This window comes from Streptomyces sp. NPDC014006 (assembly GCF_043088925.1).
Classification (GTDB): Bacteria; Actinomycetota; Actinomycetes; order Streptomycetales; family Streptomycetaceae; genus Streptomyces.
The window spans coordinates 347,388-372,576 of record NZ_JBICAJ010000006.1; the positions used below are offsets into that span (position 1 = coordinate 347,388).

At 72.5% G+C, this 25,189-nt stretch carries 27 protein-coding genes and 1 pseudogene; 11 read left to right on the forward strand and 17 right to left on the reverse strand.

Going from position 1 to position 25,189, the window contains the following annotated elements; translation table 11 throughout:
* Window positions 1-26 precede the first annotated feature (26 nt).
* Genes ACF1GV_RS22490 through ACF1GV_RS22500 form a run of 3 tightly spaced genes read left to right on the forward strand, consistent with a single transcriptional unit; the run spans window position 27 to window position 3,073 of the window.
* Window positions 27-1,310, forward strand: a complete 1,284-nt coding sequence (locus tag ACF1GV_RS22490) for a magnesium transporter MgtE N-terminal domain-containing protein (protein WP_363262682.1) — start codon at window positions 27-29, stop codon at window positions 1,308-1,310.
* Entirely contained in the window at window positions 1,300-1,896 is a 597-nt protein-coding gene (locus ACF1GV_RS22495) for a DUF1003 domain-containing protein (protein ID WP_391683615.1), read from the forward strand. Before ACF1GV_RS22490 ends, ACF1GV_RS22495 begins: the two co-directional genes overlap by 11 nt.
* A 43-nt stretch (window positions 1,897-1,939) precedes the next feature.
* A complete protein-coding gene (locus tag ACF1GV_RS22500; protein WP_391683618.1) occupies window positions 1,940-3,073 on the forward strand; it encodes an Mrp/NBP35 family ATP-binding protein in 1,134 nt (377 codons plus the stop codon).
* 3 nt (window positions 3,074-3,076) lie between these two features.
* Here ACF1GV_RS22500 and ACF1GV_RS22505 read toward each other — a convergent pair whose 3' ends face one another.
* The 6 genes from ACF1GV_RS22505 to sigE all read right to left on the reverse strand — a co-directional run bounded on the left by ACF1GV_RS22505 (window position 3,077) and on the right by sigE (window position 9,108).
* Window positions 3,077-3,970 (reverse strand): DMT family transporter, encoded by an 894-nt coding sequence (locus ACF1GV_RS22505; protein WP_391683621.1) that lies wholly within the window; start codon window positions 3,968-3,970, stop codon window positions 3,077-3,079.
* A gap of 85 nt (window positions 3,971-4,055) precedes the next feature.
* Complete coding sequence (locus ACF1GV_RS22510) at window positions 4,056-4,721, reverse strand: hypothetical protein (RefSeq protein WP_391683623.1); 666 nt, start codon at window positions 4,719-4,721, stop codon at window positions 4,056-4,058.
* A 148-nt stretch (window positions 4,722-4,869) separates the two neighbouring features.
* Window positions 4,870-5,316: a sec-independent translocase gene (locus ACF1GV_RS22515; RefSeq protein WP_391683625.1), complete on the reverse strand. Its 447-nt coding sequence runs from the start codon at window positions 5,314-5,316 to the stop codon at window positions 4,870-4,872.
* Between the two features lie 104 nt (window positions 5,317-5,420).
* The gene (locus ACF1GV_RS22520; protein WP_391683628.1) at window positions 5,421-7,304 is read right to left on the reverse strand and encodes a trypsin-like peptidase domain-containing protein; all 1,884 of its coding nucleotides are present in this window, start codon (window positions 7,302-7,304) and stop codon (window positions 5,421-5,423) included.
* Between the two features lie 134 nt (window positions 7,305-7,438).
* The gene (locus tag ACF1GV_RS22525) at window positions 7,439-8,410 is read right to left on the reverse strand and encodes a zf-HC2 domain-containing protein (protein ID WP_391683631.1); all 972 of its coding nucleotides are present in this window, start codon (window positions 8,408-8,410) and stop codon (window positions 7,439-7,441) included.
* The gene (gene sigE / locus ACF1GV_RS22530; RefSeq protein WP_363262690.1) at window positions 8,407-9,108 is read right to left on the reverse strand and encodes an RNA polymerase sigma factor SigE; all 702 of its coding nucleotides are present in this window, start codon (window positions 9,106-9,108) and stop codon (window positions 8,407-8,409) included. Before sigE ends, ACF1GV_RS22525 begins: the two co-directional genes overlap by 4 nt.
* A 235-nt stretch (window positions 9,109-9,343) precedes the next feature.
* Here sigE and ACF1GV_RS22535 point away from each other — a divergent pair, with 235 nt between their 5' ends.
* Window positions 9,344-10,042 carry an O-methyltransferase gene (locus ACF1GV_RS22535; RefSeq protein WP_391684046.1) on the forward strand — a complete coding sequence of 233 codons (699 nt, stop codon included), beginning with the start codon at window positions 9,344-9,346 and terminating at the stop codon, window positions 10,040-10,042.
* 120 nt (window positions 10,043-10,162) lie between these two features.
* Here ACF1GV_RS22535 and ACF1GV_RS22540 read toward each other — a convergent pair whose 3' ends face one another.
* Window positions 10,163-10,330, reverse strand: a complete 168-nt coding sequence (locus tag ACF1GV_RS22540; RefSeq protein WP_003966491.1) for a DUF3117 domain-containing protein — start codon at window positions 10,328-10,330, stop codon at window positions 10,163-10,165.
* 387 nt (window positions 10,331-10,717) lie between these two features.
* On the opposite strand from ACF1GV_RS22540, the gene ACF1GV_RS22545 reads away from it, so the two are divergent.
* Window positions 10,718-11,521 (forward strand): enoyl-CoA hydratase/isomerase family protein, encoded by an 804-nt coding sequence (locus ACF1GV_RS22545; RefSeq protein WP_391683634.1) that lies wholly within the window; start codon window positions 10,718-10,720, stop codon window positions 11,519-11,521.
* A 3-nt stretch (window positions 11,522-11,524) separates the two neighbouring features.
* Here the strand turns inward: ACF1GV_RS22545 and ACF1GV_RS22550 are convergent, their stop codons facing one another.
* Window positions 11,525-12,109, reverse strand: a complete 585-nt coding sequence (locus tag ACF1GV_RS22550) for a DNA-3-methyladenine glycosylase I (protein ID WP_391683637.1) — start codon at window positions 12,107-12,109, stop codon at window positions 11,525-11,527.
* Window positions 12,106-12,456, reverse strand: a complete 351-nt coding sequence (locus ACF1GV_RS22555; protein ID WP_391684048.1) for a DivIVA domain-containing protein — start codon at window positions 12,454-12,456, stop codon at window positions 12,106-12,108. Before ACF1GV_RS22555 ends, ACF1GV_RS22550 begins: the two co-directional genes overlap by 4 nt.
* A gap of 134 nt (window positions 12,457-12,590) precedes the next feature.
* On the opposite strand from ACF1GV_RS22555, the gene folP reads away from it, so the two are divergent.
* The gene (gene folP / locus ACF1GV_RS22560) at window positions 12,591-13,451 is read left to right on the forward strand and encodes a dihydropteroate synthase (RefSeq protein WP_391683640.1); all 861 of its coding nucleotides are present in this window, start codon (window positions 12,591-12,593) and stop codon (window positions 13,449-13,451) included.
* 221 nt (window positions 13,452-13,672) lie between these two features.
* On the opposite strand, the gene ACF1GV_RS22565 is transcribed toward folP, so the two are convergent.
* Window positions 13,673-14,431 carry a TIGR00730 family Rossman fold protein gene (locus ACF1GV_RS22565; RefSeq protein ID WP_391683643.1) on the reverse strand — a complete coding sequence of 253 codons (759 nt, stop codon included), beginning with the start codon at window positions 14,429-14,431 and terminating at the stop codon, window positions 13,673-13,675.
* 111 nt (window positions 14,432-14,542) lie between these two features.
* Complete coding sequence (dapE, locus tag ACF1GV_RS22570; protein ID WP_391683645.1) at window positions 14,543-15,622, reverse strand: succinyl-diaminopimelate desuccinylase; 1,080 nt, start codon at window positions 15,620-15,622, stop codon at window positions 14,543-14,545.
* A 96-nt stretch (window positions 15,623-15,718) separates the two neighbouring features.
* Here dapE and ACF1GV_RS22575 point away from each other — a divergent pair, with 96 nt between their 5' ends.
* Both ACF1GV_RS22575 and ACF1GV_RS22580 read left to right on the forward strand, forming a co-directional pair.
* Window positions 15,719-16,690 carry a heavy metal transporter gene (locus tag ACF1GV_RS22575; protein WP_391683647.1) on the forward strand — a complete coding sequence of 324 codons (972 nt, stop codon included), beginning with the start codon at window positions 15,719-15,721 and terminating at the stop codon, window positions 16,688-16,690.
* A 337-nt stretch (window positions 16,691-17,027) separates the two neighbouring features.
* On the forward strand, window positions 17,028-17,408 hold the full coding sequence (locus ACF1GV_RS22580) for an ATP-binding protein (RefSeq protein WP_391683650.1): 381 nt from the start codon (window positions 17,028-17,030) through the stop codon (window positions 17,406-17,408).
* Window positions 17,409-17,654: 246 nt separating this feature from the next.
* On the opposite strand, the gene ACF1GV_RS22585 is transcribed toward ACF1GV_RS22580, so the two are convergent.
* Window positions 17,655-18,758, reverse strand: a complete 1,104-nt coding sequence (locus ACF1GV_RS22585) for a bifunctional succinyldiaminopimelate transaminase/glutamate-prephenate aminotransferase (protein WP_391683653.1) — start codon at window positions 18,756-18,758, stop codon at window positions 17,655-17,657.
* A gap of 109 nt (window positions 18,759-18,867) precedes the next feature.
* The gene (fdxA, locus tag ACF1GV_RS22590; protein WP_010474859.1) at window positions 18,868-19,188 is read right to left on the reverse strand and encodes a ferredoxin; all 321 of its coding nucleotides are present in this window, start codon (window positions 19,186-19,188) and stop codon (window positions 18,868-18,870) included.
* 140 nt (window positions 19,189-19,328) lie between these two features.
* Here fdxA and ACF1GV_RS22595 point away from each other — a divergent pair, with 140 nt between their 5' ends.
* The 3 genes from ACF1GV_RS22595 to ACF1GV_RS22605 all read left to right on the forward strand — a co-directional run bounded on the left by ACF1GV_RS22595 (window position 19,329) and on the right by ACF1GV_RS22605 (window position 22,611).
* The gene (locus ACF1GV_RS22595) at window positions 19,329-20,336 is read left to right on the forward strand and encodes a GNAT family N-acetyltransferase (RefSeq protein ID WP_391683656.1); all 1,008 of its coding nucleotides are present in this window, start codon (window positions 19,329-19,331) and stop codon (window positions 20,334-20,336) included.
* A 7-nt stretch (window positions 20,337-20,343) separates the two neighbouring features.
* A complete protein-coding gene (locus ACF1GV_RS22600; protein ID WP_391683659.1) occupies window positions 20,344-21,204 on the forward strand; it encodes a tetratricopeptide repeat protein in 861 nt (286 codons plus the stop codon).
* A gap of 168 nt (window positions 21,205-21,372) precedes the next feature.
* Window positions 21,373-22,611, forward strand: a complete 1,239-nt coding sequence (locus ACF1GV_RS22605) for an acyltransferase family protein (protein WP_391683662.1) — start codon at window positions 21,373-21,375, stop codon at window positions 22,609-22,611.
* Window positions 22,612-22,618: 7 nt separating this feature from the next.
* Here the strand turns inward: ACF1GV_RS22605 and ACF1GV_RS22610 are convergent, their stop codons facing one another.
* From ACF1GV_RS22610 to ACF1GV_RS22625, 4 genes and pseudogenes are all read right to left on the reverse strand, one after another.
* Window positions 22,619-22,702: a DUF397 domain-containing protein gene (locus tag ACF1GV_RS22610; RefSeq protein ID WP_391684050.1), complete on the reverse strand. Its 84-nt coding sequence runs from the start codon at window positions 22,700-22,702 to the stop codon at window positions 22,619-22,621.
* Between the two features lie 33 nt (window positions 22,703-22,735).
* Window positions 22,736-23,344, reverse strand: a pseudogene (locus tag ACF1GV_RS22615) (MFS transporter); the annotation flags it as partial.
* A gap of 43 nt (window positions 23,345-23,387) precedes the next feature.
* Window positions 23,388-24,002, reverse strand: coding sequence for a DNA-binding response regulator (locus ACF1GV_RS22620; protein WP_391683664.1), 615 nt, complete (start codon window positions 24,000-24,002; stop codon window positions 23,388-23,390).
* On the reverse strand, window positions 23,999-25,189 hold the full coding sequence (locus tag ACF1GV_RS22625) for a sensor histidine kinase (RefSeq protein ID WP_391684053.1): 1,191 nt from the start codon (window positions 25,187-25,189) through the stop codon (window positions 23,999-24,001). Before ACF1GV_RS22625 ends, ACF1GV_RS22620 begins: the two co-directional genes overlap by 4 nt.

A 25,189-nucleotide genomic window follows, 5' to 3' on the forward strand; every position in this document is an offset into this window, starting at 1 on the left:
GCACCCATGTAAAGGAGGCCCCGGTCATGGCAGGGGGCGCCCCCCGGATCTTCGTCTCGCACCTCGCCGCCGTCGCCGTGTTCGATCCGACCGGCGACCAGGTGGGGCGGGTGCGCGATCTGGTCGTCATGCTGCGCGTCGGCCGCCGGCCCCCGCGGCTGCTCGGCCTGGTCGTCGAGCTGGCGACCCGGCGCCGCATCTTCCTGCCCATGACCCGGGTGACCAGCATCGAGTCCGGCCAGGTCATCACCACCGGCGTGCTCAACGTGCGCCGTTTCGAGCAGCGGCCCACCGAGCGGCTCGTCTTCGGCGAGCTGCTGGACCGGCGCGTCACCCTCGTCGAGACCGGCGAGGAGGTCACCGTGCTCGATCTGTCGGTGCAGCAGCTGCCGGCCCGCCGGGACTGGGAGATCGACCGCGTCTTCGTCCGCAAGGGCAAGAAGTCCAGCGCCTTCCGGCGGGCCAAGGGCGAGGCACTGACCGTCGAGTGGTCCCAGGTCACCGGCTTCTCCCTGGAGGAGCACGGGCAGGGCGCCGAGAGCCTGCTCGCCACCTTCGAGCAGCTGCGCCCGGCCGACCTCGCCAACGTGCTGCACCACCTCTCCCCCAAGCGCCGCTCCGAGGTCGCCGCCGCCCTCGACGACGACCGGCTCGCCGATGTGCTGGAAGAACTGCCGGAGGACGACCAGATCGAGATCCTCGGCAAGCTCGCCGAGGAACGCGCCGCCGACGTCCTGGAGGCCATGGACCCCGACGACGCCGCCGACCTGCTCTCCGAGCTGCCGGAGGAGGACACCGAGCGGCTGCTGAGCCTGATGCAGCCCGCCGACGCGGCCGAGATGCGGCGCCTGATGTCGTACGAGGAGCACACCGCCGGCGGTCTGATGACCACCGAGCCGATCGTACTGCGCCCCGACGCCACCGTCGCCGACGCGCTCGCCCGGGTCCGCAACCCCGACCTGTCCCCGGCGCTCGCGGCGCAGGTGTACGTGTGCCGGCCGCCCGACGAGACGCCGACCGGCAAGTACCTCGGCACCGTCCACTTCCAGCGCCTCCTGCGCGACCCGCCGTACACCCTGGTCAGCTCACTGCTCGACCAGGACCTGCAACCACTGGCGCCGGACGCGGCACTGCCGGTCGTCGCCGGGTTCTTCGCCACGTACGACATGGTCGCGGCGCCCGTCGTCGACGAGTCGGGGTCGCTGCTGGGCGTCGTGACCGTGGACGACGTACTGGACCACATGCTGCCCGAGGACTGGCGCGAGACCGAGTTCCACCTGGGAGAGGGGGCGAACGCACATGGCACCTGACCGCGACACCACGCGTGACCGCATGCCCGCCGGGGCGACCGCGACCAGCCGCCCGCGCGCCCGGCTCGACCAGCCGCGACCGCCGCGGCGCAGGCTGCTGCCCGAATGGGACCCGGAGGCCTTCGGGCGGCTGTCGGAGCGGATCGCCCGCTTCCTGGGGACGGGACGGTTCATCGTCTGGATGACCGTCGTCATCATCCTGTGGGTGGTGTGGAACGTGGCCGCCCCGGTGCATCTGCGCTTCGACCGCTACCCGTTCATCTTCCTGACGCTGATGCTGTCCCTGCAGGCCTCCTACGCCGCCCCGCTGATCCTGCTCGCGCAGAACCGGCAGGACGACCGCGACCGGGTCAACCTGGAGCAGGACCGCAAGCAGAACGAGCGGTCCATCGCCGACACCGAGTACCTGACCCGGGAGATCGCCGCGCTGCGGATGGGCCTCGGCGAGGTCGCCACCCGCGACTGGATCCGCTCCGAGCTGCAGGACGCGATCAAGGAGCTGGAGCACCGGCAGAACGGCCACCACGCGGAGGCGGTGGTATTCCCGGCAGAACGGCCGCACGGACGTGACGTAGACGACCGCTGACGGGCATCCCGGGCGATGGCTACCGGGCCGTACCATCGACCTTATGGTTACGGAAGACGCGGTGCGCGAAGCGCTGGCGACGGTGAACGACCCCGAGATCAACCGGCCCATCACCGAACTCGGGATGGTCAAATCGGTGGAGATCGGCGCCGATGGTGCGGTCGCGGTCACCGTGTACCTGACGGTGTCCGGCTGTCCGATGCGCGACACCATCACCCAGCGCGTCACGGACGCGGTCTCCCGCGTCGAGGGCGTCACGGGCGTCGACGTCACGCTCGACGTGATGAGCGACGAGCAGCGCAAGGAGCTGGCGGCGGCGCTGCGCGGCGGCCAGACCGAGCGCGAGGTGCCCTTCGCCAAGCCCGGCAGCCTCACCCGCGTCTACGCGGTCGCCTCCGGCAAGGGCGGCGTCGGCAAGTCCTCGGTGACGGTGAACCTGGCGGCGGCGATGGCGGCCGACGGGCTGAAGGTCGGTGTCGTGGACGCCGACATCTACGGCCACAGCGTGCCGCGCATGCTGGGCGCGGACGGCCGTCCCACCCAGGTCGAGAACATGATCATGCCGCCGTCGGCGAACGGCGTGAAGGTCATCTCCATCGGCATGTTCACCCCGGGCAACGCCCCGGTCGTGTGGCGCGGCCCGATGCTGCACCGCGCGCTGCAGCAGTTCCTCGCGGACGTCTACTGGGGCGACCTGGACGTCCTGCTGCTGGACCTGCCGCCCGGCACCGGTGACATCGCGATCTCCGTGGCCCAGCTGGTCCCGAACGCCGAGATCCTCGTGGTGACGACCCCGCAGCAGGCCGCCGCCGAGGTCGCCGAGCGCGCCGGTTCCATCGCCGTGCAGACCCACCAGAAGATCGTCGGCGTGGTCGAGAACATGTCCGGCCTGCCGTGCCCGCACTGCGGCGAGATGGTCGACGTCTTCGGCACGGGCGGCGGCCAGACGGTCGCCGACGGCCTCACCCGTACGACGGGTACGTCGGTGCCGGTGCTGGGCTCCATCCCGATCGACGTGCGGCTGCGCGAGGGCGGCGACGAGGGCAAGCCGGTCGTGCTGTCCGACCCGGACTCCCCGGCGGGTTCGGCGCTGCGCGCCATCGCGGGCAAGCTGGGCGGGCGTCAGCGTGGCCTGTCGGGTCTGTCGCTGGGCATCACGCCGCGCAACAAGTTCTGACGTTCACCTGGGCGACGGCGGCCTTTGCAGGCTGTCGTCGCCCACGAGCGTCTGCTGGGCGCCCGGCACGACCCGGGTGAGCCGCAGGACGCCCCAGACGATGCACCCGACGCCCAGCGCCTCGGGCACCAGCCACCAGCCGGTGCGGATGTGCTCGTCGAACAGCAGGACGCCGAGCAGCAGACTGACCGTGGCGTCCCCGATGGTCAGCGCCGGCTGGGACGCGGCCAGCGAACCGGCCTGCAGGGAGTTCTCCAGCAACAGCAGCGCCGCGCTTCCGACCAGCGCGAAGCCGTACGTCTGCCAGGTGCTCAGGAAGCCCGGCAGGCCGCCCTCGGCGAACGAGTCGCTCGCGGTCTTCAGCAGGGCCGCCGTGAGGGCGTTGCCGACGGCGGCCGCCGCCGCGAGCGCCGCCGCGCGGAACAGGGGCGGCCGGCCCGGGCGGGCGACCACCACCGCCGCTCCCATCGCTCCCAGACACAGCACGAGCACCGGCACCCAGCGCACCATCGGCGCCTCGTTGTCGCCGCCGGAGGGCGCCGCCGACGCCAGGATCAGCACCAGTCCGGTGACCACCGCGGCCACCGCCCACCAGCCCGGGGCCGGCATCCTGCGGTGCATCAGCCGGGCGCCGATCAGCAGGGCGAACGGCAGCTCCAGGATGAACAGGGGCTGCACCAGGGCCATCGGCCCGTTGAGCAGTGCGATCGCCTGACAGGTGGCGGACGCCAGGACGCCGCCGATGCCGATCAGCCAGACCGGACGCCGCGCCAGAGCCAGCAGCAGACGCAGTCCGCCGCCGCTCGGGACGGACGAGGCCGCCTTGCGCTGGAACGCCGTACCCACGGCATTGCACGCCGCTCCCAGCACGGCGAAGGAGGCGGCCACCAGGATCACATGTCCACCATGCCCGACCCCGGCCGCCACGTCCTGCGGGGACCGCCCTTCGGGGGCGGCCGGGAGGCCACCCCGTGATCCCCGGTCAGGCGTACGTGGCGATGTCCTTGATCATCGCGAACCCGAGGCCGTAGGCGCTCATGCCGCGGCCGTACGCGCCCACGTGCACGCTCTGCTGGGTGGTGCCGGCGAGGACCCAGCCGAACTCGGACTCCCGGTAGTGGAAGGGCGTCGGCACGCCGTCCACCGGCAGGGACAGCGTGGACCAGTCCTCGCCGTCGAGGTCGTCGGCCAGCACCCAGGCCGTCTCCGTCTGCTGCTCCAGCCAGTCGTCGCGCAGGGTGTGGTCCATCTGCCCCGGCCAGGTGAACGACAGCAGCCCGACCCCGGCGAGCCACGCCGCCGACGACACGGACGTCGCCTCCAGCAGCCCCGTGCCGTCGGCACTGCGGCGGGAGGGGTGCGCTGCGACGGTGACCACCACGGCGAACTTCTCGCGCGGCTCACCGGCCGCACCGCTCTCACCCCGCAGGGAGGGCTCGTCCCCGTGCCCGATCGAACCATGCTCGACGGCCCCGTCGGCCGCCGTACCCACCTGCATCAGCCAGCGCGGCCCGGTGAACGCCTCGTCGAGGCCGTACCACGGGAAGGGCGCGCGCAGGTAGCCGTCGACCGTGCGCCGTGCGGTGGGGACCTGCTGTCCACCCTCCGCGGCCGGCGCCTGTGCGGCTGCCCGACTCGTCGTCTCCATGCCCGGACGCCTCCTCGCTCTCGTCGGACCGGACGGCCCGCCCCCCTTCGGGCGTACTCGTCCGATCCGCACAACAACTCGGCAGCATATCCATCTCACCGCGGGCAGCCGGGAACCCGCCCGGCGCGTGGGTCGCGCGGCGGCGCGTTCAGGTCGCGTCGGCGTCGAACGGCGGGCGGTCGTCCTTGCCGCCGTCCTCGGGCTTCTTGGTCATGTCGACCCGGCCGGAGCCGGTGGCGGCCGGAGAGCCGTTGGCGGAGGCGATCTCGGTATCCCGACTGTGCACCGCGTCGGTGACCTCGGCCATCTCCTTCTTCAGGTCGAAGCCGTTGCGGATCTCCTTAAGCCCCAGGTCCTCGTTCTCCATGTGCTTGCGGAGGAACGTCTTGGGGTTGAGGTCCTCGAACTCGAAGTCCTTGAACTCCGGGCCCAGTTCCTGACGGATGTCCTGCTTGGCGCTCTCCGAGAACTCGCGGATCTTCCGGATCGTACGCATGACGTCCTGGATGACCTTGGGGAGCTTGTCCGGACCGAAGACGAGCACACCGAGCACGATGATGGTCACCAGCTCGAGTGGTCCTATGTCATTGAACACCTGTAGCTCCTCGCGATGTCCTCGGCCGGGTCCACGGTACCTGTCCGACCTGTCCGACCGGTACCGTCCCGGGGTGAGGTTTACGTCAGGCGCGCGACGGGGGTTCAGTCGCCGCCGGCCGAGCCCAGGACCAGCGAAACCTTTCGTTCGTGTCCCCCTCGCCCGATCGTCAGCTCCAGACGGTCGCCGGGGCGGTGCGCGCGGATCTTGACGATCAGCTCCTCGCCCGAGTGGACGCCCTGGCCGTCGACCGCGGTGATCACGTCGCCGGGCCGGATCCCGGCCTTGGCGCCGGGTCCGCCCGGGGTGACGGAGGGTCCGCCGCCGTCGCCCTGCGCGCCGACGCGGGCGCCGTCGCCGGTGTAGTCCATGTCGAGGGTGATGCCGATGACCGGGTGCGTGGCGTGGCCGGTGTTGATCAGTTCCTGGGCGACGCGTCTGCCCTGGTTGATCGGGATGGCGAAGCCCAGGCCGATGGAACCGGCCTGCCCGCCGCCCTCCGCGTCGCCGCCGCTGTCGGCGGAACGGATGGCGGAGTTGATCCCGACGACCCGGCCGCGCGAGTCCAGGAGCGGGCCGCCGGAATTGCCGGGGTTGATCGGCGCGTCGGTCTGCAGCGCGTCGACGTACGACACGTCGCTCCCGTCGCCCGTCTCCCCGCCGGCGGTGATCGGCCGCTCCTTGGCGCTGATGATGCCGGAGGTCACGGTGCCCGCCAGGTCGAAGGGGGCGCCGATGGCGACGACGGGGTCGCCTACACGGACGTTGTCGGAGTTGCCGAGCGGCATGGGCTTGAGGCCCTTGACGCCGCTGACCTGTACGACGGCGAGGTCGTAGCCGCTGTCGCGGCCGACCACCTTGGCCTTGGCGGTCTGTCCGCCGTTGAACACGACGGTTATCTCACCGCCGGTGCCGGCGGGCTGCACGACGTGGTTGTTGGTGAGGATGTGCCCGCGGGTGTCCAGCACGAAGCCGGTGCCGGTGCCCTGCTCCTGGCTGCCGGTGACATGCAGGGTGACCACGCTCGGCAGTGCGCGGGCGGCGATCCCGGCGACGCTGTCCGGGGCGCGGCCGGTGGGCTCGTCCCCGGCCTGCGGCAGCTCGACGGCCGTCCCGACACCGCCGTTGCGCTCCAGGTACGCGCCGACGACTCCGCCGACGCCGCCGGAGACCAGCGCGACCGCGAGCAGGAAGACCACGGCCGCGCGTCGCTGCTTACGTCGCCGCTGCTGCTCGGTGTCGACGGCGGCACCGGTCTGATGAAGGGGCGCGTGCGCGGCCGCGCCGGGCGCGGGCCCCTGGGCCGCGCCGGCGGCGGCCCAGGGGTCGTACCGCTGCCAGGGGCCGGCGGGGGGCGCGGCGTCCTGGGGGGCGGGGGCGCCGGGTATGGGGCCGGGGGCGGGGGGGCCGGGGGCGTCCTCGGGGACGACGGGCGCGGGGGCCGGGGCCGCCATGGGCGCGGGGGCGCCCGGAACGGCGCTGTGCGGTGGCGCGGTGAGGTGCGGGGCGGGGGCCGGCGGCGCCGTGAGGTGCGGGGCCGGGGCCGGCTGCGGTGCGGGGGCCGGTTGCGGTGCCGGTGCGGTCAGCGTGCCGTGGGCGGGGGTCGCCGCCGGTACCGCCGGGTGCTGCACCGGCGGAGCCGGTGCCCAGGGGCCGGGTTCGCCGTAGGGCGGGGTGCTGTAGGGGTCGGGATCGTGCAGCGGCCCGGGCCGCTCGAGCGGGGTGGCGGCCTCAGGCACCGCACCGGAGCCCATCGGGACCGGCTCGGGGACCGGCTCGCTCAGCTCGTAGTCCCCGTCGCCCAGCGCCGGACGCCTCCCGACGTCCGATCCCTCGTCGTCGTCGCTTTCGTGGGCCTGCGGCCGGGCCAGTTCGAAGTCGGCGTCCAGGTCCTGGGACCCGTCGCCCTTCGCGCCGGCGGCCATGGCCGCGTCGGGCCCGGTGTCGCGTTCCTCGGACGGCCCCTGCGTGGGCTTCCCCTCGTTCATGCTCTCCCCACGGGTGGCCGCGGCACGGCTCGTCGACGGCGGCCGCGGATGGTCGAACCCCGCGCCCGACGGCATGCCGAGGGCGCGGCTGATCTGGATTCAACCAGGTTCGCGGGCCCGCCGCGCAGGGGCCGTCAGGGAGAGGATGTGGCGGAAGGTGATGCGGAGGCGGAGGTGGGGCCGCCGGAGGCCGACAGGGACAGCACGCCCGGTGCCGTCGCCGGCGGCGCCGGGGACAGCGTGGTCAGCGCAACAGGCGCGGTGACGCTGAGCGGGCGTATCAGCGGTGACATGGCGGCCGCACCGGCCATGACGGGCGTGGTCAGGGTGCGCGCCACGTCCTGGACGGTGCCGCGAGCGGGCAGGCCCGGCAGCAGCGGCGCAGACAGGGACGTGGGCACCACCGGGGCGCCCCCGGCCGTGCTCTGGCCGCTCTGTGCCGGCAGCGGTGTCGCGCCCCGGCGGCGCTGGGACTCCGGCGCCGTGGCTACGCCCGTGCCCGGGGAGCCGGCCGGGGTGACATTGCTGCCGGAACCGGCCCGGGTGTCCGTGGCGGCCGGGCTGCCGGGGGTGACGCCGCCCAGCGCGATCGCGGCCAGCGACACGGCGCCCGCCGCGACGAACGCGAACCGCAGCCCCCGGGAGGGACCGGCCTCGCCCCGGCTGACGGGGTGGATACGGAATCCCGACTCGGCGGGCAGCGGCACTGCGGCGGCGTGCCCGTGTCCCGGCGCGTAGTCGAAGTCGAACGACGCGTCGCCGCCCCGCCTCACGCCGAAGACGCCGGGCGCCCCGGGCCGCCCCGGGAAGCCATCGGGGAATCCGCCGAGTCCTCCCCCGCCGAACGGCGAGCCGCCGTCGGGGCCGCCTCCCCCGGGCAGCCCCTGCAGGCGGGCCAGGAAGCTCTCGGACGGGGGCGGCGGCGCCACCTCCGCGAAGACGTTCTTCAGACGGCGCTGCGCGTCGACCTCCGCCTTGCATTTCGGGCAGGTCGCCACGTGCGCCAGGACGCGCTCACGCGTCTCATGACCGAGTTCGCCGTCCACCAGGGCGGAGAGTCGGTCTCCCAGGTGCTGCTCTGCCGGGTTGGGACGTGATCCACTCACGCGGTCGCGCCCCCTCCCCCCAGTACGGGCACGCGGGCCATCAGGGAGCGGCGCTCCCGGGCCTCGGGCGAGCGGTGGGCGAGCGCCTTGCGCAGCTGGGAGCGGCCGCGGTGGATGCGCGAGCGGACCGTGCCGAGCTTGACGCCGAGGGTCGCGGCGATCTCCTCGTAGCTCAGCCCCTCGATGTCGCACAGGACGACCGCGGCGCGGAACTCCGGCGCGAGCGTGTCCAGCGCCTGCTGGATGTCGGCGTCGAAGTGGGCGTCGTTGAAGACCTGCTGCGGGCTGGGCTCCTTGCTCGGCAGCCGCTCGGCCGCGTCCTCGCCGAGCGCGTCGAAGCGGATGCGCTGCTTGCGGCGCACCATGTCCAGGAAGAGGTTGGTGGTGATGCGGTGCAGCCAGCCCTCGAAGGTGCCCGGCGAGTACGTCGACAGGGAGCGGAAGACACGGACGAAGACCTCCTGGGTGAGGTCCTCGGCGTCGTGCTGGTTGCCCGTGAGGCGGTAGGCGAGGCGGTAGACCCGCCCGCTGTGTGTGCTGACGATCTCCTCCCAGGTGGGCGGAGTCCACGCCTGGCCGTCCGCGTCGGTGGAGAAGGTCGCGGTCTGGCCGGCGGTGAAGCCTGCGGCGTGGCTGGTGTCAGCGGTGTCGGTCACGGATTTCGGCCTGCCCGCCGATCCGAGGAAGCGCCGCAGCACTCCTCCCCGATCTTCAGGTGCGGCCGCACCTCCCCTGTCGGCTCTGGTGGTGTCCAGTGGAGCCCCTACCATAGCCACCTCGCCCGTTAGGACCGGATAAGCGGTTTTACGAGAATTTGATCTGTGCTGATACGGCTCATACGGCTGCGTCAGCACTTGCTCGGCGCCCCGCGCCGCATCGTGATCCAACTGTGTCCCCCCGGTGCGTCTCCCACCCTTCTAAACGCCCGGTCCCATCTGCGGGTTCCCGGGCCCAACGGATACAGTCACGCCGAGGCAACCATGGGGACAGGAGAGGGTCATTACCGGCAACCGGCAGACGGACTGGGCGTTCGCCGACGCCTTTGTCGCCGAGGACGACGCCCTGCTGTGGGCCCGCGACCGGGCCCGCGAGGCGGGGCTGCGTTCGGTGTCGCCCGGCACGGGCGCGGCGCTGCGGTTGCTGGCCGCCACCGTGGACGCCAAGGCGGTCGCGGAGATCGGCACCGGTTGCGGCGTCTCCGGCATCCATCTGCTGCACGGCATGCGTCCCGACGGGGTGCTGACCACCGTCGACCCCGAGCCGGAGCACCAGCAGTTCGCCCGGCAGGCCTTCCGCGCCGCCGGTTTCGCCAGCAACCGGGCCCGCTTCATCCCCGGCCCGGCCCTCGACGTCCTGCCCCGGCTCGCGGACGCCGGCTACGACCTCGTCTTCTGCGACGGCGACCGGCTGGAGTTCCTGGACTACCTCGCTGAATCGTTGCGCCTGCTGCGCCCCGGCGGTCTGGTGGTGTTCGAGGGCGTCTTCGCTGCCGGGCGCACGGTCGACTCCGGTCCGCAGCCCACGGAGGTCATACGGATCCGGGAACTGCTGCGCGCGGTGCGCGAGAGCCAGGATCTGGTGCCGTCGCTGCTGCCGGTCGGGGACGGCCTGCTGTGCGCGGTCAAGCGCTGAGGCGACGACCCGCCGGATCAGGCCTGCGTACTGAAAAGCACCGCCCTCACCTGCGCAAACGGCCGCCCCGGCACCCACTTGGGGCGCCGGGGCGGCCGAAAGGATATGGTCGCTTGCGCGTCAGCCGACGACCTTCTTGAGGGCGTCGCCGAGGGCGTCTGCCTCGTCCGGGGTCAGCTCGACGACGAGCCGACCGCCGCCTTCGAGCGGAACGCGCATGACGATGCCCCGCCCCTCCTTGGTCACCTCGAGCGGGCCGTCGCCCGTCCGCGGCTTCATGGCCGCCATGCTCGTTCCCCTTCCTGAAACCAGCTCATCGTCAAGGCCGACGGCCCGTGAAGGGCAGGCGCGGGCCCACCGCCCGGAAGGGCCCAGGACACGCGTCACCGGCATCGAACACATTGCTTCCAGGCCATTATCCCGCATCTCAGGACCCGATGACCAACATCAGTCCGCATCGCTTGGGCAACGCGCGCGAGCAAAACCACTCAATTCGGCGATGTGGCTGCGATACTGCTCGACCCCGCGGACGGCACCCGAGTGCGCCGTGCGTGGAATTGTTTGACGCAGCTCACACGGCCGGCCCGGCCCACCACCGGTGATCTCCGCCATGCTGTCCTTCGTACGTCGGCGTACCGAGCGGTACGCCGTGCCTCGACACCGGAGGGATGCGCCATGGCCGACACCGTGCTCTACGAGGTGAGCGACGGACTCGCGACGATCACGCTGAACCGCCCGGAGGCGATGAACGCGCTGAACATCGCGACCAAGGTCGCCCTCCGGGAGGCGGCCGAGTCCGCGGCGGGCGACAGCGCCGTACGGGCGATCCTGCTCACCGCGGCCGGGGACCGGGCGTTCTGTGTGGGCCAGGACCTCAAGGAGCACATCGGGCTGCTGGCCGCGGACCGGGAGTCCGGCTCGGGGCAGACGATGAGCACGGTGAGGGAGCACTACAACCCGATCGTGCGGGCCCTGGCCGGCGCCCCGAAGCCGGTGGTGGCCGCGGTGAACGGCGTCGCGGCCGGCGCGGGCTTCGGCTTCGCGCTCACCGCGGACTACCGGATCGTCGCGGAGACGGCCTCGTTCAACACGTCCTTCGCGGGTGTGGCGCTCACCGCGGACTCCGGCATCTCCTGGAGCCTGCCGCGCGTGGTCGGGCCCGGCCGCGCCGCCGACCTGCTGCTCTTCCCGCGCAGCATCACCGCCCAGGAGGCGTACGAGCTGGGCATCGCCAACCGGCTGGTGCCTGCGGCCGAGCTGCGCGCCGAGGCGGAGAAGCTGGCGCGGCAGCTGGCCGAGGGGCCGACGGTGGCGTACGCGGCGCTGAAGGAGTCGGTGGCGTACGGCCTGACGCACTCCCTCGCCGAGACGCTGGAGAAGGAGGACGAACTGCAGGCGCGTGCCGGGCAGTCCGAGGACCACGCGATCGCGGTGCAGGCGTTCGTCGGCAAGGAGAAGCCGAAGTACCTGGGGCGGTAGGCCTCACCGGCGGCGTGCGACGCAGTCGGTCAGGTGGTCGTCGACCAGGCCGCACGCCTGCATCAGGGCGTACGCCGTCGTCGGGCCGACGAAGCGCAGGCCGCGCTTCTTCAGCGCCTTGGACAGGGCCGTCGACTCGGGGGTGATCGCGGGCACGTCGGCGAGGGTTCTGGGGGCCGGACGGGCGTCCGCGTCCGGGGCGTGGGACCAGATGAGGTCGTCCAGCTCGCCGGGCTGCCACTCGGCGAGCACGCGCGCGTTGGCGAGCGTGGCGTCGATCTTGGCACGGTTGCGGATGATGCCGGGGTCGGCGAGCAGCCGTTCGCGGTCACCGTCGTCGAAGGTGGCGACCTTGGCGATCTCGAAGCCGGCGAAGGCGGCGCGGAAGCCGGGGCGGCGGCGCAGGATGGTGATCCAGGACAGGCCGGACTGGAAGGCCTCCAGGGCGAGCCGTTCGAAGAGGGCGTCGTCGCCGTGGACCGTGCGCCCCCACTCCTCGTCGTGGTACCGCACGTACTCCGGCGCGGACAGGGCCCACGGGCAGCGCAGGGCGCCGTCCGGGCCGGCGATGGCGATCCCCGTGGTCACCGCTCCTCCTGCTGCTCGTGCTTGTCCATCGGCACCCGGGCGGCCGCCGCCCGGGCCCCCGCCAGCGCGGACTCCAGGTCGGCGATTCGGGCGTCGCGCTCGGCGAGTTCGGCGGCGACGCGGTTGAGGGCGTCGTCGACGTCGGCCATGCGGTAGCCGCGGGCGGCGAGCGGGAAGCGGAGGGCGTCGATGTCGTCGCGGGTGACGGGGCGGTCGGGGGGCAGCGGGTCGTGGAGCCGCTCTGGGGCCGCCTCCGGCAGCGGGCCGGTGCCCTCGCCGCCGCCCAGCACGGCGAGCGTCACCGCGGCGACCACGACGGCGAGCGCGATGACCAGGAACAGGAACATAACCATCGCCGGCTACCCCACGTTCGGTGTCTTCAGTGTCAGGGTCCGATCGTGCCATGCGACGCTGACAGTTAGGGTCACAGGCGGCGCAAGACCAGGAAGAACCCAGGACGTACGAGGAGAGGTCACAGCGGATGCTCAGGCTGGGCAGGCGGGAATTCGGCGCGCACGAGCCGGTGATCATGGCGATCGTGAACCGGACGCCGGACTCCTTCTACGACCAGGGGGCGACGTTCCGCGACGAGCCGGCTCTCGCGCGCGTGGAGCAGGCCGTGGCCGAGGGTGCGGCGATCATCGACATCGGCGGGGTGAAGGCCGGTCCGGGCGAGGATGTCGGCGCCGAGGAGGAGGCGCGGCGCACGGTCGGCTTCGTGGCCGAGGTGCGGCGGCGGTTCCCGGACGTGGTCATCAGCGTGGACACCTGGCGCGCGGAGGTCGGCGAGGCGGTCTGCGAGGCGGGGGCCGATCTGCTGAACGACGCCTGGGGCGGGGTCGATCCGGGCCTCGCGGAGGTGGCGGCGCGCTACGGCGCGGGGCTGGTGTGCACGCACGCGGGCGGGATCGAGCCGCGGACACGGCCGCACCGGGTGGCGTACGACGATGTCATGGCCGACATCCTGGAGGTGACCGTGGGGCTCGCCGAACGTGCGGCCGCGCTCGGGGTGCCGCGGGAGTCCATCATGATCGACCCGGGGCACGACTTCGGCAAGAACACCCGGCACAGTCTGGAGGCCACGCGGCGGCTGGACGAGATGGTCGCGACGGGGTGGCCGGTGCTGGTGTCGCTGTCCAACAAGGACTTCGTGGGCGAGACGCTGGACAAGCCGGTGAAGGAACGGCTGCTGGGGACGCTGGCCACGACGGCGGTGTCGGCGTGGCTGGGGGCGCAGGTGTACCGGGTGCACGAGGTCGCCGAGACCCGGCAGATCCTGGACATGGTGGCGTCCATCGCGGGGTGGCGTGCGCCGGCGGTGGCGCGGCGCGGATTGGCGTAGGGCTCCGCCGGTTGCTGGGGTTCGGTCGGCTGCGGGTGCCGTCCCCGGGGCTGCGCCCCAGACCCCGGAGGGTGCGTGGCCACCCACCCACCCGACTCGCTTGGACAGAAGGTGCCGTCACGGGGCTCCGCCCCTGCACCCCGGCGGGGCTCCGCCCCCGGACCCCGGGGGCGCGGGGGGCTCAGCCCCTGTATCCCGATCCGCTCAGGCAAGCGCAGCGCTTACCGCCCCGCCTCCTTCGACACCAGCGCCACCGCCTCCTCCACGTCGTCCGTGACGTGGAACAGCAGCAGATCCGCCTCGGACGCCTTGCCCTCGGCGACCAGGGTCTTCTTCAGCCAGTCGACCAGGCCGCCCCAGTACTCCGTGCCGAAGAGGACGATCGGGAACTGCGTGACCTTCTGGGTCTGGACCAGGGTCAGCGCCTCGAAGAGTTCGTCCAGCGTGCCGAGGCCACCGGGCAGGACCACGAAGCCCTGCGCGTACTTGACGAACATCATCTTCCGCACGAAGAAGTAGCGGAAGTTGAGCCCGATGTCGACGTACGGGTTCAGCCCCTGCTCGAAGGGCAGCTCGATGCCCAGCCCCACCGAGGTGCCGCCCGCCTCGCAGGCCCCCTTGTTGGCGGCCTCCATGGCGCCCGGGCCGCCGCCCGTGATCACCGCCCAGCCGGCCTCCACCAGCGCGCGTCCCAGCCGTACCCCCGCCTCGTACTCGGGAGAGTCCACCGGTGTGCGTGCGGAGCCGAAGACGCTGATCGCCGGCGGGAGTTCGGCCAGCGTGCCGAAGCCCTCGATGAACTCCGACTGGATGCGCAGGACCCGCCAGGGATCGGTGTGCACCCAGTCGGACGGCGCGCGTTCGTCCAGCAGCCGCTGGTCCGTGGTGCTGGTCTGCACCTGGTCCCGTCGCCGGAGGACCGGTCCGAGTCGCTTCTCGTCCGGCGGGATCTTCTTCCCCTCGGGGTTCCCGGTCGGCATGTGCGCTCCCTCCGTCGTACGGTTCGTGCACCTCAGCGTAGATCCGCGCGGGTTACGGCTGAGGGACCTGAATATGTCCGCCGCGCTGCGTCGTAAACACGGCCGAACGGGTCATGACGTCAGCCACGACCGCAGGCGCTCCTCCCCGGCGAGGATCTTCGCCGTCTCCACGCGCTCGTCCCGCTTGTGCGCGAGGAGCGGATTGCCGGGGCCGTAGTTGACCGCCGGGACGCCCAGCGCGCTGAAACGCGCGACGTCCGTCCAGCCGAACTTGGGCTTCGGGGTGCCGCCGACCGCGTCGATGAAGGCCCGGGCGGCCGGGTGCGACAGGCCGGGGAGCGCGCCGCCGCTGTGGTCGTCGATCACGAACTCCTCCACCCCGCAGTCCGCGAAGACCTCCCGCACATGCGCGACGGCCTCCTCCTCGCTGCGGTCCGGCGCGTAACGGAAGTTGACCGTCACCACACAGGCATCGGGGATCACATTGCCCGCGACCCCGCCGGAGATCGCCACCGCGTTCAGGCCCTCGTGGTACTGCAGGCCGTCGATGACCGGCCGGCGCGGCTCGTAGGCGGCCAGCTTGGCGAGGATCGGCGCCGCCGCGTGGATGGCGTTGGACCCCATCCAGCTGCGCGCGGAGTGCGCGCGCTCGCCGCTCGTCTTCAGCAGCACCCGCAGCGTCCCCTGGCAGCCGCCCTCGACCTCACCGTCGGACGGCTCCAGCAGCACCGCGAAGTCGCCCTCGAGCCACTCCGGGTGCGCCTCGGAGACGTGCTTGAGGCCGTTGAGCTCGGCGGCGACCTCCTCGTTGTCGTAGAAGACGAAGGTCAGATCGCGGTTCGGGGCCGGCACGGTCGCGGCGATGCGCAGCTGCACCGCGACGCCCGCCTTCATGTCGCAGGTGCCGCAGCCCCACAGCACGCCGTCCTCGTCCAGCCGGGAGGGGACGTTGTCGGCGATCGGCACGGTGTCGATGTGGCCGGCGAGGACCACCCGCTCGGGGCGGCCCAGGTCCGTGCGCGCCACCACGTTGTTGCCGAGGCGGTCCACCGTCAGGTGCGGCAGGGCGCGCAGCGCGGCCTCGATCGCGTCCGCGAGCGGCTTCTCCGTACCGCTCTCGGAGGGGAAGTCGACGAGCTGCGCGGTGAGAGCCGCGGCGTCCAGCGTGAGGTCAAGCGGGGTGTCGGCCATGGGCCCGACCCTATCCCGCGCTCTCGCCCGCCCGCGGTGTGCGCGGTGTGCGCACCCCTGGCGACGCCCACGGCACTCTCCAGTAACTTGTACGACGTGCCAGAGCCGTCCCCCACCTCTCCCAGACGTCGCAGCCGTCTCCTCCGTCTCGGCGCGGCCGTCGTGGTGCTGTGCGCGGTCGCCGGTTACCTCGTGGTGCAGTACCTCACCGGAGGCGCCGGCGTGCCGGGCTGCAAGGTGGTCTCGGGCAGGGACGACGGAGCGACGTACTCGTTCACGCCGGAGCAGGCGGTGAACGCGGCGACGATCGCGGCCGTCGGCACCAACCGGGACCTGCCCGAACGCGCCGTGACGATCGCGCTCGCCACCGCGCTGCAGGAGTCCGGGCTGCGCAACATCGACCACGGTGACCGCGACTCCCTCGGTCTGTTCCAGCAGCGGCCCTCGCAGGGCTGGGGCAGCGAGCGGCAGATCATGGACCCGACGTACGCGGCGGGCATCTTCTACGAGCATCTGGTCAAGGTCCCCGACTACACGGAGTTGCCGCTCACGGTGGCCGCGCAGCGGGTGCAGCGCAGCGGTTACCCGGAGGCGTACGCCAAGCACGAGCCGGACGCGTCCCTGCTCGCCGCGGCTCTGACCGGGCAGTCCGCGGCCACCCTGACCTGCACCGGCCGTCCCGGCGCGAACGCCTCGGTGGGCGCGGACGCGGTGCGGGCCGCGCTGGTGCGCGACTTCGGGCGGGGCGCCTTCCAGGAGACCGGCGCGGAGGTCGGCGCCAAGGGCCGGACCGCTCCGTCGCCGTCGGTGAGCGCCGAGGCCGACGGGCAGGCGGTGAGCGTGCCGGTGCCCGCCGGGGACGGCCGGCGCGGTGTGCGCGAACGCGGCTGGCAGCTGGCGCACTGGGCGGTGGCCAACGCCTCCGCGCTGCACATCCGGCGCGTGACGTACGCCGGGCGGCAGTGGAGCGCCGGGAACACCGACAGCACATGGCGCGAGGCAGTGCGGGACGCGGCCACGGCCGCGGACGCGGACACCGGCGCGGTCCGGATCATCACTGCGCAGTAGTGCGGGTATTCACTCTCAGGAGTTACTCGGCAGGGGTTCGGCGGGGGCGGCGCGCAGGTTTTCGCGCCGTCACCCCCGCTTACGCGAAATCCCTTGGAAACACAGAGGCGGAAGGATTCAGCGGACTTTCGCACCGGACGCTCTTTGCCCGTGTTTATCCGCAGCCGATAATGCGACGCATTGCCAACTCTTTACGTTGCCGATCCGCAACCTTCGTGGGCTTCGAGCGGTAGTCACTGCGTCCGAGCCCGAACGACCGCAGCCAGTCGGTCGGCCAACTCACGGGCCAGGACGGACAGTTCAGCGTTTCACCGATCTCTCCCGTCGAAGGAGCATCATGTCCCTCCCCCTGACCCGCCGGATCGCCCGTGCCGCGCTGCTCGTCGCTGCAGGAGCGGCCGCCGGGGTCGGTGCGGCCGGCTCCGCCAGCGCAGCCCCCTCCCTGCCCGCCACCCCCGACCTGGGCGGGCTCACGGCCCTGGACGGGGCGAGCGTCGCCAACCAGGCCGACAGCGCGCTGCAGCACTCCTCCGCCGCCGCGGGCAAGTCCGGTGGCAGCGCGGTGAAGAAGCTGACGCCGGTGGCGCAGAAGGCGGCCGGTGAGGCTGCCGGTTCCGCGGGTGGCCTCCTCGGCGACACGGCCAAGACCGCCACGCAGGGCAGCCTGCCGACGGACTCGCTCACCAAGGGCGCGCCGTCCCTGCCGCTGGGCGGCTGACGGTCCGCTGCGCGGCTTGAACGGCTGGTGCGGCGACGGGGCCCGGGTTCCCCCTGGGCCCCGTCGCTTTGCGCTGCCGTGCCTGCGCCGGCGGGGCGGCCGGGCCGGCCCCCGCCCGGGTGCTGCGGCTGCTGATTCGGGCAGCCAAGCGCCCACATCGTGTTCTGACGTCATTCGGCTGCGGACCGTCGTGGCTGGTCGCGCAGTTCCCCGCGCCCCTTTCGGGGCGCGCCGACCACGTCCGCGTCAGGACAGGCGGGCCACGGCGGCGGCCACCCGCTCGTCCGTCGCGGTGAAGGCCACGCGCACGTACTGCTCGCCGGCCGTGCCGTAGAAGTCTCCCGGGGCGACCAGGATGCCCAGGTCGGCCAGGTGGCCGACCGTGTCCCAGCAGGACTCGTCACGGGTCGCCCACAGGTAGAGGCTGGCCTCGCTGTGCTCGATGCGGAAGCCGTGCTTCAGCAGCGCGATGCGCAGGGCCTCGCGGCGGGCGGCGTAGCGCTCGCGCTGGACGCGCACGTGCTCGTCGTCGCCGAGCGCCGCCACCACCGCCGCCTGGGTCGGGGCCGACGTCATCATGCCGCCGTGCTTGCGGATCTCCAGCAGCGGACCGAGGACCGCCGGGTCGCCCGCGAGGAACGCCGCGCGGTAGCCGGCCAGGTTGGAGCGCTTGGACAGCGAGTGGACGGCGACGAGGCCGTCGTAGGAGCCGCCGTTGACGTCCGGATGGAGGACGGAGACCGGGTCGGCCTCCCAGCCCAGCTCCAGGTAGCACTCGTCGGAGAAGACCAGGACGCCGTGCTCACGGGCCCAGGCCACGATCCTCGTCAGCTCGTCCTTGCCGAGGACCTTGCCGGTCGGGTTGGACGGCGAGTTCAGCCAGAGCAGCTTCAGTCCGGCGGGGTCCAGCTCGGTCGGGTCGTCGTAGACCTCGTACTCCGCGCGGGCCAGGCGGGCGCCCACCTCGTACGTCGGGTAGGCGAGGCGGGGGTAGGCGACGCGGTCGCCGGGGCCGAGGCCCAGCTGGGTCGGCAGCCAGGCGACCAGCTCCTTGGAACCGACGATGGGCAGCACGTGCCGGTGCGTCACCTCACGGGCGCCCAGACGCCGCTCGACCCAGCCGGTGATCGCGTCGCGCAGCGCCGGCGTGCCCCAGACCGTCGGGTAGCCCGGCGAGTCGGCGGCGTCGATCAGGGCCTTCTGGATCAGCTCGGGCACCGGGTCGACCGGCGTGCCGACGGAGAGGTCGACGATGCCGTCCGGGTGGGCCGCGGCCGTCTTCTTGTACGGCTCCAGCTTGTCCCAGGGGAAGGTGGGGAGTCGGCCGGAAAGTGCCGAGACTGCGGACACGGATCTTGCTCGCTTTCGTCGGTTCGGCAAACGCCTCGGTCCCGTACGGCGATCACGACGGTGATCGGGCCGTACGGGACCGAGGCGGCGCTTCAGAGGCGGCCGGGTGTCAGCCGTTCTGCGGCGGGAGCGCGGCGATGAAGGGGTGGTCCCGCTCGATCAGCCCCAGCTTGCTCGCACCGCCCGGGGAGCCGAGCTCGTCGAAGAACTCGACGTTCGCCTTGTAGTAGTCCTTCCACTCCTCCGGAGTGTCGTCCTCGTAGAAGATCGCCTCGACCGGGCAGACCGGCTCACAGGCACCACAGTCGACGCATTCGTCCGGGTGGATGTACAAGGACCGCTGGCCCTCGTAGATGCAGTCGACCGGGCACTCCTCGATGCACGCCTTGTCCTTGACGTCGACACAAGGCTGCGCGATGACGTAGGTCACGCTGTCGTTCCTCCTCGATAGGGCGCTGGCGGGCCTCCTCAGGCTCCGCCGCCTGGCGCGCGGGAGCGCGGCGTCGTCGATGCCCGCCCCTAGTATCTCCGTTCCTGGGCATGATCCGAACAGGAGGGGTGAACTGACCAGTGGAAATCTCCGCCACCGGGCGCCTCGAGGTCCGTATCACCACTGCTGACGTGGGCAAACGGGTCTCGGTACGACGCCTTGACGACACCGGCGTGGCTGGGGAGAAATTCACCGACACGGTGGGTGTTCTCACATCATGGAACGACGGTGTGCTGCTGATCACACGTAAGGACGGGGAATCCGTCCGGATCGCGGAATCCTCGCTGGTCGCGGGGAAGGTCATCCCGGCCGCCCCGGCGCGTCGCCGCGGCCCCGCCACCTCCTACGAGGAGCTGGCGCACGTCTGCACGCGCGCGTGGCAGCCGCTGGAGAGCGAGCGCCTCGGTGAGTGGGAGCTGCGGGCGTCCGCCGGCTTCACCCGGCGGGCCAACTCGGCGCTGCCGCTCGGCGACCCCGGCCTGCCCCTCGGCGAGGCGCTGACGGCCGTACGAGGCTGGTACGGCGGACGCGGACTGCCCGCCTACGTCCAGACCGCGACCGGCGCCGAGGGCACCCAGGAGCTGCTGTGCGCGGAGCTGGAGCGGCGCGGCTGGGTGCGCGAGGTGAGCGCCGAGCTGTGGATCGGGGGGCTGGCCCCGGTCGCCGATCTCGCCGAGCCGGCCGGGGTCGCGCTGTCCCTCCGGGCCGACGAGGCGTGGCTGGCCCGCTACCAGCGCAAGGGGATGAGCGAGGTGGCGCTGAAGGTGCTGCACAGCGGCCCGTCCGTGTGGTTCGCGACCGTGCCCGGTCCGGCGGGTGAGCCGCCGGCCGCCATCGGCCGCTGTGTGGTCGACGGCCGCTGGGCCGGCTTCGGCGCCGTGGAGGTCGACCCGGCGCGGCGGCGGCAGGGGCTGGCGACCGCCGTCATGGCCGCGCTGGCCCAGCGGGCGCTCGACGAGGGCGCCTCGGCCGCCTGGCTCCAGGTCGAGACGGACAACGCGGCCGCGCGGACGCTGTACGCCGGGATGGGCTTCGCGGCGCATCACGCGTACCACCACTACCGCGAGCCCGGATCCGGGAAGGCGTGATCCGCTGATGCGTCCCCCGTTCCCACCGTTCCCCCCGCCGCCCGAGCGTTCGGCCGAACTGCGCGACCGTTTCGCCGCCGAGGCTCGGGCCGAGCGACCCGACCTGTCCGCGCTGTGCCTGCTGATCGGCGCGGTGGCGGACGGCTCGCTGGGCGAGGCCGGCCTCGACGCGGCGCAGATGGAACTGGACCGGCTGGCCGGGCAGCTGCCGTTCCGCCCCGGTGGCCCCGCGGACTGGGCGGACGCGCTCCACCGCGTGCTCGGCGACCGCCTCGGCTTCCACGGCACGCCCGGCGACTACCGCCACCTCGAGTCGTCGTTGCTCCACGAGGTGCTGCGCCGCCGCCGGGGCCTGCCCATCCTGCTGTCGGTGGTCTGGATGGAGGTCGCGCGCCGCGCCGGGGCGCCGGTGTACGGCGTGGCTCTGCCGGGTCACTTCGTGGTCGGCTTCGGCCCCGAGGAGGACCAGGTCCTCGCCGACCCCTTCGACCGGGGGCGGGTCCTGACGGGTCCGGACGCGGAACTCCTGGTCGTCGGAGCGACGGGCAACACGCTGCACCCGTCCCACCTCACCCCCGCCGACCCCCTGGACCTGGTCCTGCGCATCCTGAACAACATCCGCGCCTGGGCGGCGGCCCGCCCGGAACGCTCGGACGTCTCCCTGTGGGCGGTCGACCTGTCCCTCCTCCTCCCCTCGCACCCGGCCCGCCTGCGCCAGGAACGCGCCGAGATCCTGATCCGCCGCGGGCAGTTCACCGCGGGCGCGGAGGAGTTGGAGGCGTACGCGGAGGTGGTGGCGGCGGTGGACGAGAGCGCGGCGGAACAGCTGCGGGGGGAAGCGCGGGCGGCGCGGGCGCTGCTCAACTGACGGGCACCACCGCGAGCCGGCGGGGGCGGAACGGGAACCTACCCCGATCTTCGCCACTCTTACGCCGCGGCTCCGGCTCGCACACGTCACTCCGGCGGTGACGCCTGTGCGCGACTCCGGGGGTTTTGTCGCCCATCATCACCCACGCGCACAAAAACGGGGAAAAGCATGCATCGCGGTTTCCCGCTTCGGTGGTCGCACGGCACCGTCGCGGAGCTTCTGACCGGCCGCAACAACAGCCTGGGCCTGCTCAGGCTGTGTCTGGCCCTGGCGGTGGTCTTCTCACATGCCCGCGTCCTGGGCTACGGCGGGAAGGAGTACCTGCACTACTTCAGCGGCGGTCAGGCCGATCTCGGCAAACTCGCCGTCTACGGCTTCTTCGTCCTGTCCGGGATTCTCGTCACCCGCAGCGGGGCACGCCTGACGGTCGGCCGCTTCCTCTGGCACCGGATGCTGCGCATACTCCCCGGTTTCTGGGTGTGCCTGGGCGTCACGGCCTTTGTCCTGGCACCCCTGCTGTACTGGCGCCTGCACTCCACGCTCCACGGCCTCAACGGCCCCCACGGACCGGTGGACTACCTGCGCGCCGACTGGGGCCTGTCGACGGACGAGCAGGACATATCGCGCATCATGACCGACGCGCGCTCGGCGGGACGCACCCACGCCGTCTCCTTCAACGGCGCGCTGTGGAGCCTGCATTACGAGGTGATGTGCTACGTCGGCGTGGCCGTCCTCGCCGTCACCGGCATCCTCACCCGTGCCCGCCGTGCCGTCCTGGTCATCACGGCGGTGCTGGGCTGGCTGGTCATACGGCACGCGAGCCGGGACCCCCTCTGGGCAGGCCAGTACGACTCCCACTACCTGCACTACGTCCGCCTGCCCCTGGTGGGTCAGGTCAGCCCGAGCTTCATGATCTACCTGGGCTTCGCCTTCGGCCTCGGCGCGCTCATCGAGGTCGCCCGTCACCGAATACCCGTCAGCGACCCCCTGGGCGTCGCGTCGCTCCTGGTCCTGGCCGGCAGCCTCCACTACGGCTACCTCTTCACCGTCGGCATACCGGCCTTCGCCTACCTCCTCGTCTGGCTCGCCGTCCGCCTCCCGGCGCCCTTCCGCCGCATCGGCGCCCGCAACGACTACTCCTACGGGATCTACATCTACGGCTTCCCGGTGCAGCAGACGCTCGCCCTGCTCGGCTGGACCCGGTGGGGCATCGGCGCCTACCTCGCCCTCACCCTGGTCTTCACCCTGCTGCTGGCGGCAGCCTCCTGGCACCTCGTCGAACGCCCCGCTCTGCGATGGAAGGACGTCGGCAAGGACCACCGCGGCAGGCCCACGTTCTCCTCCCGGCCTGTCCACAGGCACGTGCCGGAGCAGCGCACCGCCGATGCGACGGCGGGCCGTCGGTAGAACCCGCTCAGCCGACGAGAGACACGAACCCGGTCCAGGCCTCCCGCGTGAACGTGAGGCGGGGGCCGGTGGCGTTCTCGGAGTCTCGCATTCCGGCGACCGGGCTGCCGCTCTGCGAGAACGGCTAGTGCGGGTGCCTCCTGATGCGGACCCAGATGTCCCTCGCCCGGCGGCCCGCTTCCGTGCGGCTTTCGGCGACCAGGCGCGCGGCCTGTTCCGGGGTTTCCACCATGGGGCCCGAGCCGCGCAGGGGGCGGCCGGCCGTCTCGTAGAGGACCAGGCTGGAGAGCAGGCCGACGACGCCCGCGCCCATCAGGTAGTACGCCGGGATCATCCTGTCGTCCAGGCCGGTCACCAGGGCCGAGGTGAACAGCGGTGTCGTGCCGCCGAAGAGGGAGACCGAGACGTTGAAGGCGATCGACAGGGCGCCGTAGCGGATGCGGGTAGGGAAGAGGGCGGGCAGGGTCGCCGCCGAAGTGCCCGCGAAGCAGACCAGGAGCAGGCCGAGGATCAGGCAGCCGATCGCCGGGCCGAGGATGCCGCCCTGCCGGATCAGCAGGAACGCCGGGACCGACAGGGCGATCAGGGCCACGCTGCCCGCCATGAAGACCGGGCGGCGGCCCCAGCGGTCCGTGGAGCGGCCGACCGTGGTGATGGTGAGGGCGACGACGACCATCGTGCCCAGCACCAGCAGCTGCGCGGTGTTCTCGTCCTGGCCGAGAGTCGCCGTCATGTCTACCCGCAGCGGGGCCGGACGGGCATCGTCCGCGGCAGGGCTACAGCCAGCCCTTCTCCCGCGCGATCCGTACCGCCTCCGCCCTGTTGCGGACCGCCAGTTTCTGGATCGCCGTCGAGAGGTAGTTGCGGACCGTGCCCTGGGACAGATGCAGGGCGGCGGCCAGTTCGGCGTTGGTGGAGCCGTCGGCCGCGGCGCGCAGCACCTCGCGTTCGCGGTCGGTCAGCGGGTTGGCGCCCTCGGCGAGCGCGGCCGCCGCGAGCGTCGGGTCGATGACCCGCTCGCCGGCCAGCACCTTGCGTACCGCGGCGGCGAGTTGGGCGGCCGGCGCGTCCTTGACCAGGAAGGCGTCGGCGCCGGCCTCCATCGCGCTGCGCAGATAGCCGGGGCGGCCGAAGGTAGTGAGCACCACCAGCTTGAGCGCCGGGAACTCCCGGTGCAGCAGGCCCGCCGCCTCGATGCCGGTCATGCCCGGCATCTCGATGTCGAGGAGGGCCACGTCCAGGTCGTGCTCGCGCGCGGCCGGGAGTACCTCGTCGCCCCGGGCGACCTGCGCGACGACCTCGATGCCCTCCTCCAGGCCGAGCAGTGCGGCCAGGGCCTCGCGGACCATCGACTGGTCCTCCGCCAGCAGGACCTTGATCGTGGGGCTCATGCCCCGGATCCTACGTGCCGGGCGGTACCGGCCGGTACGCGGGCGACGAGTTGGAAACCGTGCTTGAACCGGCCGGCGTCCAGCGTGCCGCCCGCCTTCTCGAGACGTTCCGTCAGGCCGGTGAGCCCGTTGCCGGGACCGGTGCCGGGGCCGCCGCTGCCGTTGTCCTCGACGGTGAGCTGGACGACGGGTCCGTCCAGGGTCTGGTGCCGGGTCAGCTCCACCGCGCAGCGGCGGGCGCCGCTGTGCCGCACCACGTTGGTGATCGCCTCGCGCAACGCCCAGGCGAGCGCCGCCTCGCTCTCCTCGGGCAGGCCGGCGAGGTCGGGATCGGCGGGGAGTTCGGCGCTGACCCCGGCCGCCGTCAGCGCGACCTGCGCGCCTGCGATCTCGGCGGCCAGGCGCGGGCGGCGGTAACCGGTGACGGCCTCGCGGACGTCCACCAGCGCCTGGCGGCTGACCTGTTCGATGTCGGCGACCTGCTGGGCCGCCTTGTCCGGGTGACCGGGGAGCATCCGGCCGGCCAGCTCGCTCTTCAGCGTGATCAGGGACAGTGAGTGGCCCAGCAGGTCGTGCAGGTCACGGGCGAGCCGCAGCCGCTCCTCGTTGGCGGCGAGCTGGGCGACGGTGGCCCGGGCCTTGCGCAACTCGATCGTCGTGCGGACCAGTTGGCCGACGCCGCTCATCGCGAACCCGATGAGCAGCACCAGCAGGAACAGGCCGCGCGCCTCCTTCTCGTTGGAGTGCAGTCCGACCAGGTACATGCCCACGGCCACCGTGGGGACGGCCCAGTACGCGGCGCGCAGCGGCAGGGTGGCCCCGCAGGCGACCGACACGTACACGAACAGGCCCAGCCAGGCGCTGCCCAACGTGTAGGCCAGCAGCGGGGCGAGGACGCCGAGGACCGCGGTCAGCGATATGACGAGCGGCGCGGAGAACGGCCGTCCCATGTTCCGGAAGACCAGCGTCAGGTACGCGCCGACGAAGGCGGCGAGCCCCACCGAACCGGCGGCGGTCGCCGCGCCGGTGTGATGGCCGCCCACCAGGTCGCCGATCGGTGAGGCCAGGAACACGAGCCAGACGCCGATCCACATGATCTTGACGTACATCTCGCGCCGGGTCCGCGGGGGCCATCCCAGCCGCACCGTGCGTTCGGAATCGTCCGCGCCGTTGTGGTCCACCCTCAT

Excerpts from the sequence above, each read along its gene's own strand:
- ACF1GV_RS22490 (WP_363262682.1), top strand. The coding sequence starts at position 27 with ATGGCAGGGGGCGCCCCCCGGATCTTCGTCTCGCACCTCGCCGCCGTC.
- ACF1GV_RS22495 (WP_391683615.1), top strand. The coding sequence starts at position 1,300 with ATGGCACCTGACCGCGACACCACGCGTGACCGCATGCCCGCCGGGGCG.
- ACF1GV_RS22500 (WP_391683618.1), top strand. The coding sequence starts at position 1,940 with ATGGTTACGGAAGACGCGGTGCGCGAAGCGCTGGCGACGGTGAACGAC.
- ACF1GV_RS22510 (WP_391683623.1), bottom strand. The coding sequence starts at position 4,721 with ATGGAGACGACGAGTCGGGCAGCCGCACAGGCGCCGGCCGCGGAGGGT.
- ACF1GV_RS22520 (WP_391683628.1), bottom strand. The coding sequence starts at position 7,304 with ATGAACGAGGGGAAGCCCACGCAGGGGCCGTCCGAGGAACGCGACACC.
- ACF1GV_RS22540 (WP_003966491.1), bottom strand. The coding sequence starts at position 10,330 with ATGGCGGCCATGAAGCCGCGGACGGGCGACGGCCCGCTCGAGGTGACC.
- ACF1GV_RS22545 (WP_391683634.1), top strand. The coding sequence starts at position 10,718 with ATGGCCGACACCGTGCTCTACGAGGTGAGCGACGGACTCGCGACGATC.
- ACF1GV_RS22555 (WP_391684048.1), bottom strand. The coding sequence starts at position 12,456 with ATGTTCCTGTTCCTGGTCATCGCGCTCGCCGTCGTGGTCGCCGCGGTG.
- folP (WP_391683640.1), top strand. The coding sequence starts at position 12,591 with ATGCTCAGGCTGGGCAGGCGGGAATTCGGCGCGCACGAGCCGGTGATC.
- ACF1GV_RS22565 (WP_391683643.1), bottom strand. The coding sequence starts at position 14,431 with ATGCCGACCGGGAACCCCGAGGGGAAGAAGATCCCGCCGGACGAGAAG.
- dapE (WP_391683645.1), bottom strand. The coding sequence starts at position 15,622 with ATGGCCGACACCCCGCTTGACCTCACGCTGGACGCCGCGGCTCTCACC.
- ACF1GV_RS22580 (WP_391683650.1), top strand. The coding sequence starts at position 17,028 with ATGTCCCTCCCCCTGACCCGCCGGATCGCCCGTGCCGCGCTGCTCGTC.
- ACF1GV_RS22600 (WP_391683659.1), top strand. The coding sequence starts at position 20,344 with ATGCGTCCCCCGTTCCCACCGTTCCCCCCGCCGCCCGAGCGTTCGGCC.
- ACF1GV_RS22605 (WP_391683662.1), top strand. The coding sequence starts at position 21,373 with ATGCATCGCGGTTTCCCGCTTCGGTGGTCGCACGGCACCGTCGCGGAG.
- ACF1GV_RS22610 (WP_391684050.1), bottom strand. The coding sequence starts at position 22,702 with ATGCGAGACTCCGAGAACGCCACCGGCCCCCGCCTCACGTTCACGCGG.
- ACF1GV_RS22620 (WP_391683664.1), bottom strand. The coding sequence starts at position 24,002 with ATGAGCCCCACGATCAAGGTCCTGCTGGCGGAGGACCAGTCGATGGTC.
- ACF1GV_RS22625 (WP_391684053.1), bottom strand. The coding sequence starts at position 25,189 with ATGAGGGTGGACCACAACGGCGCGGACGATTCCGAACGCACGGTGCGG.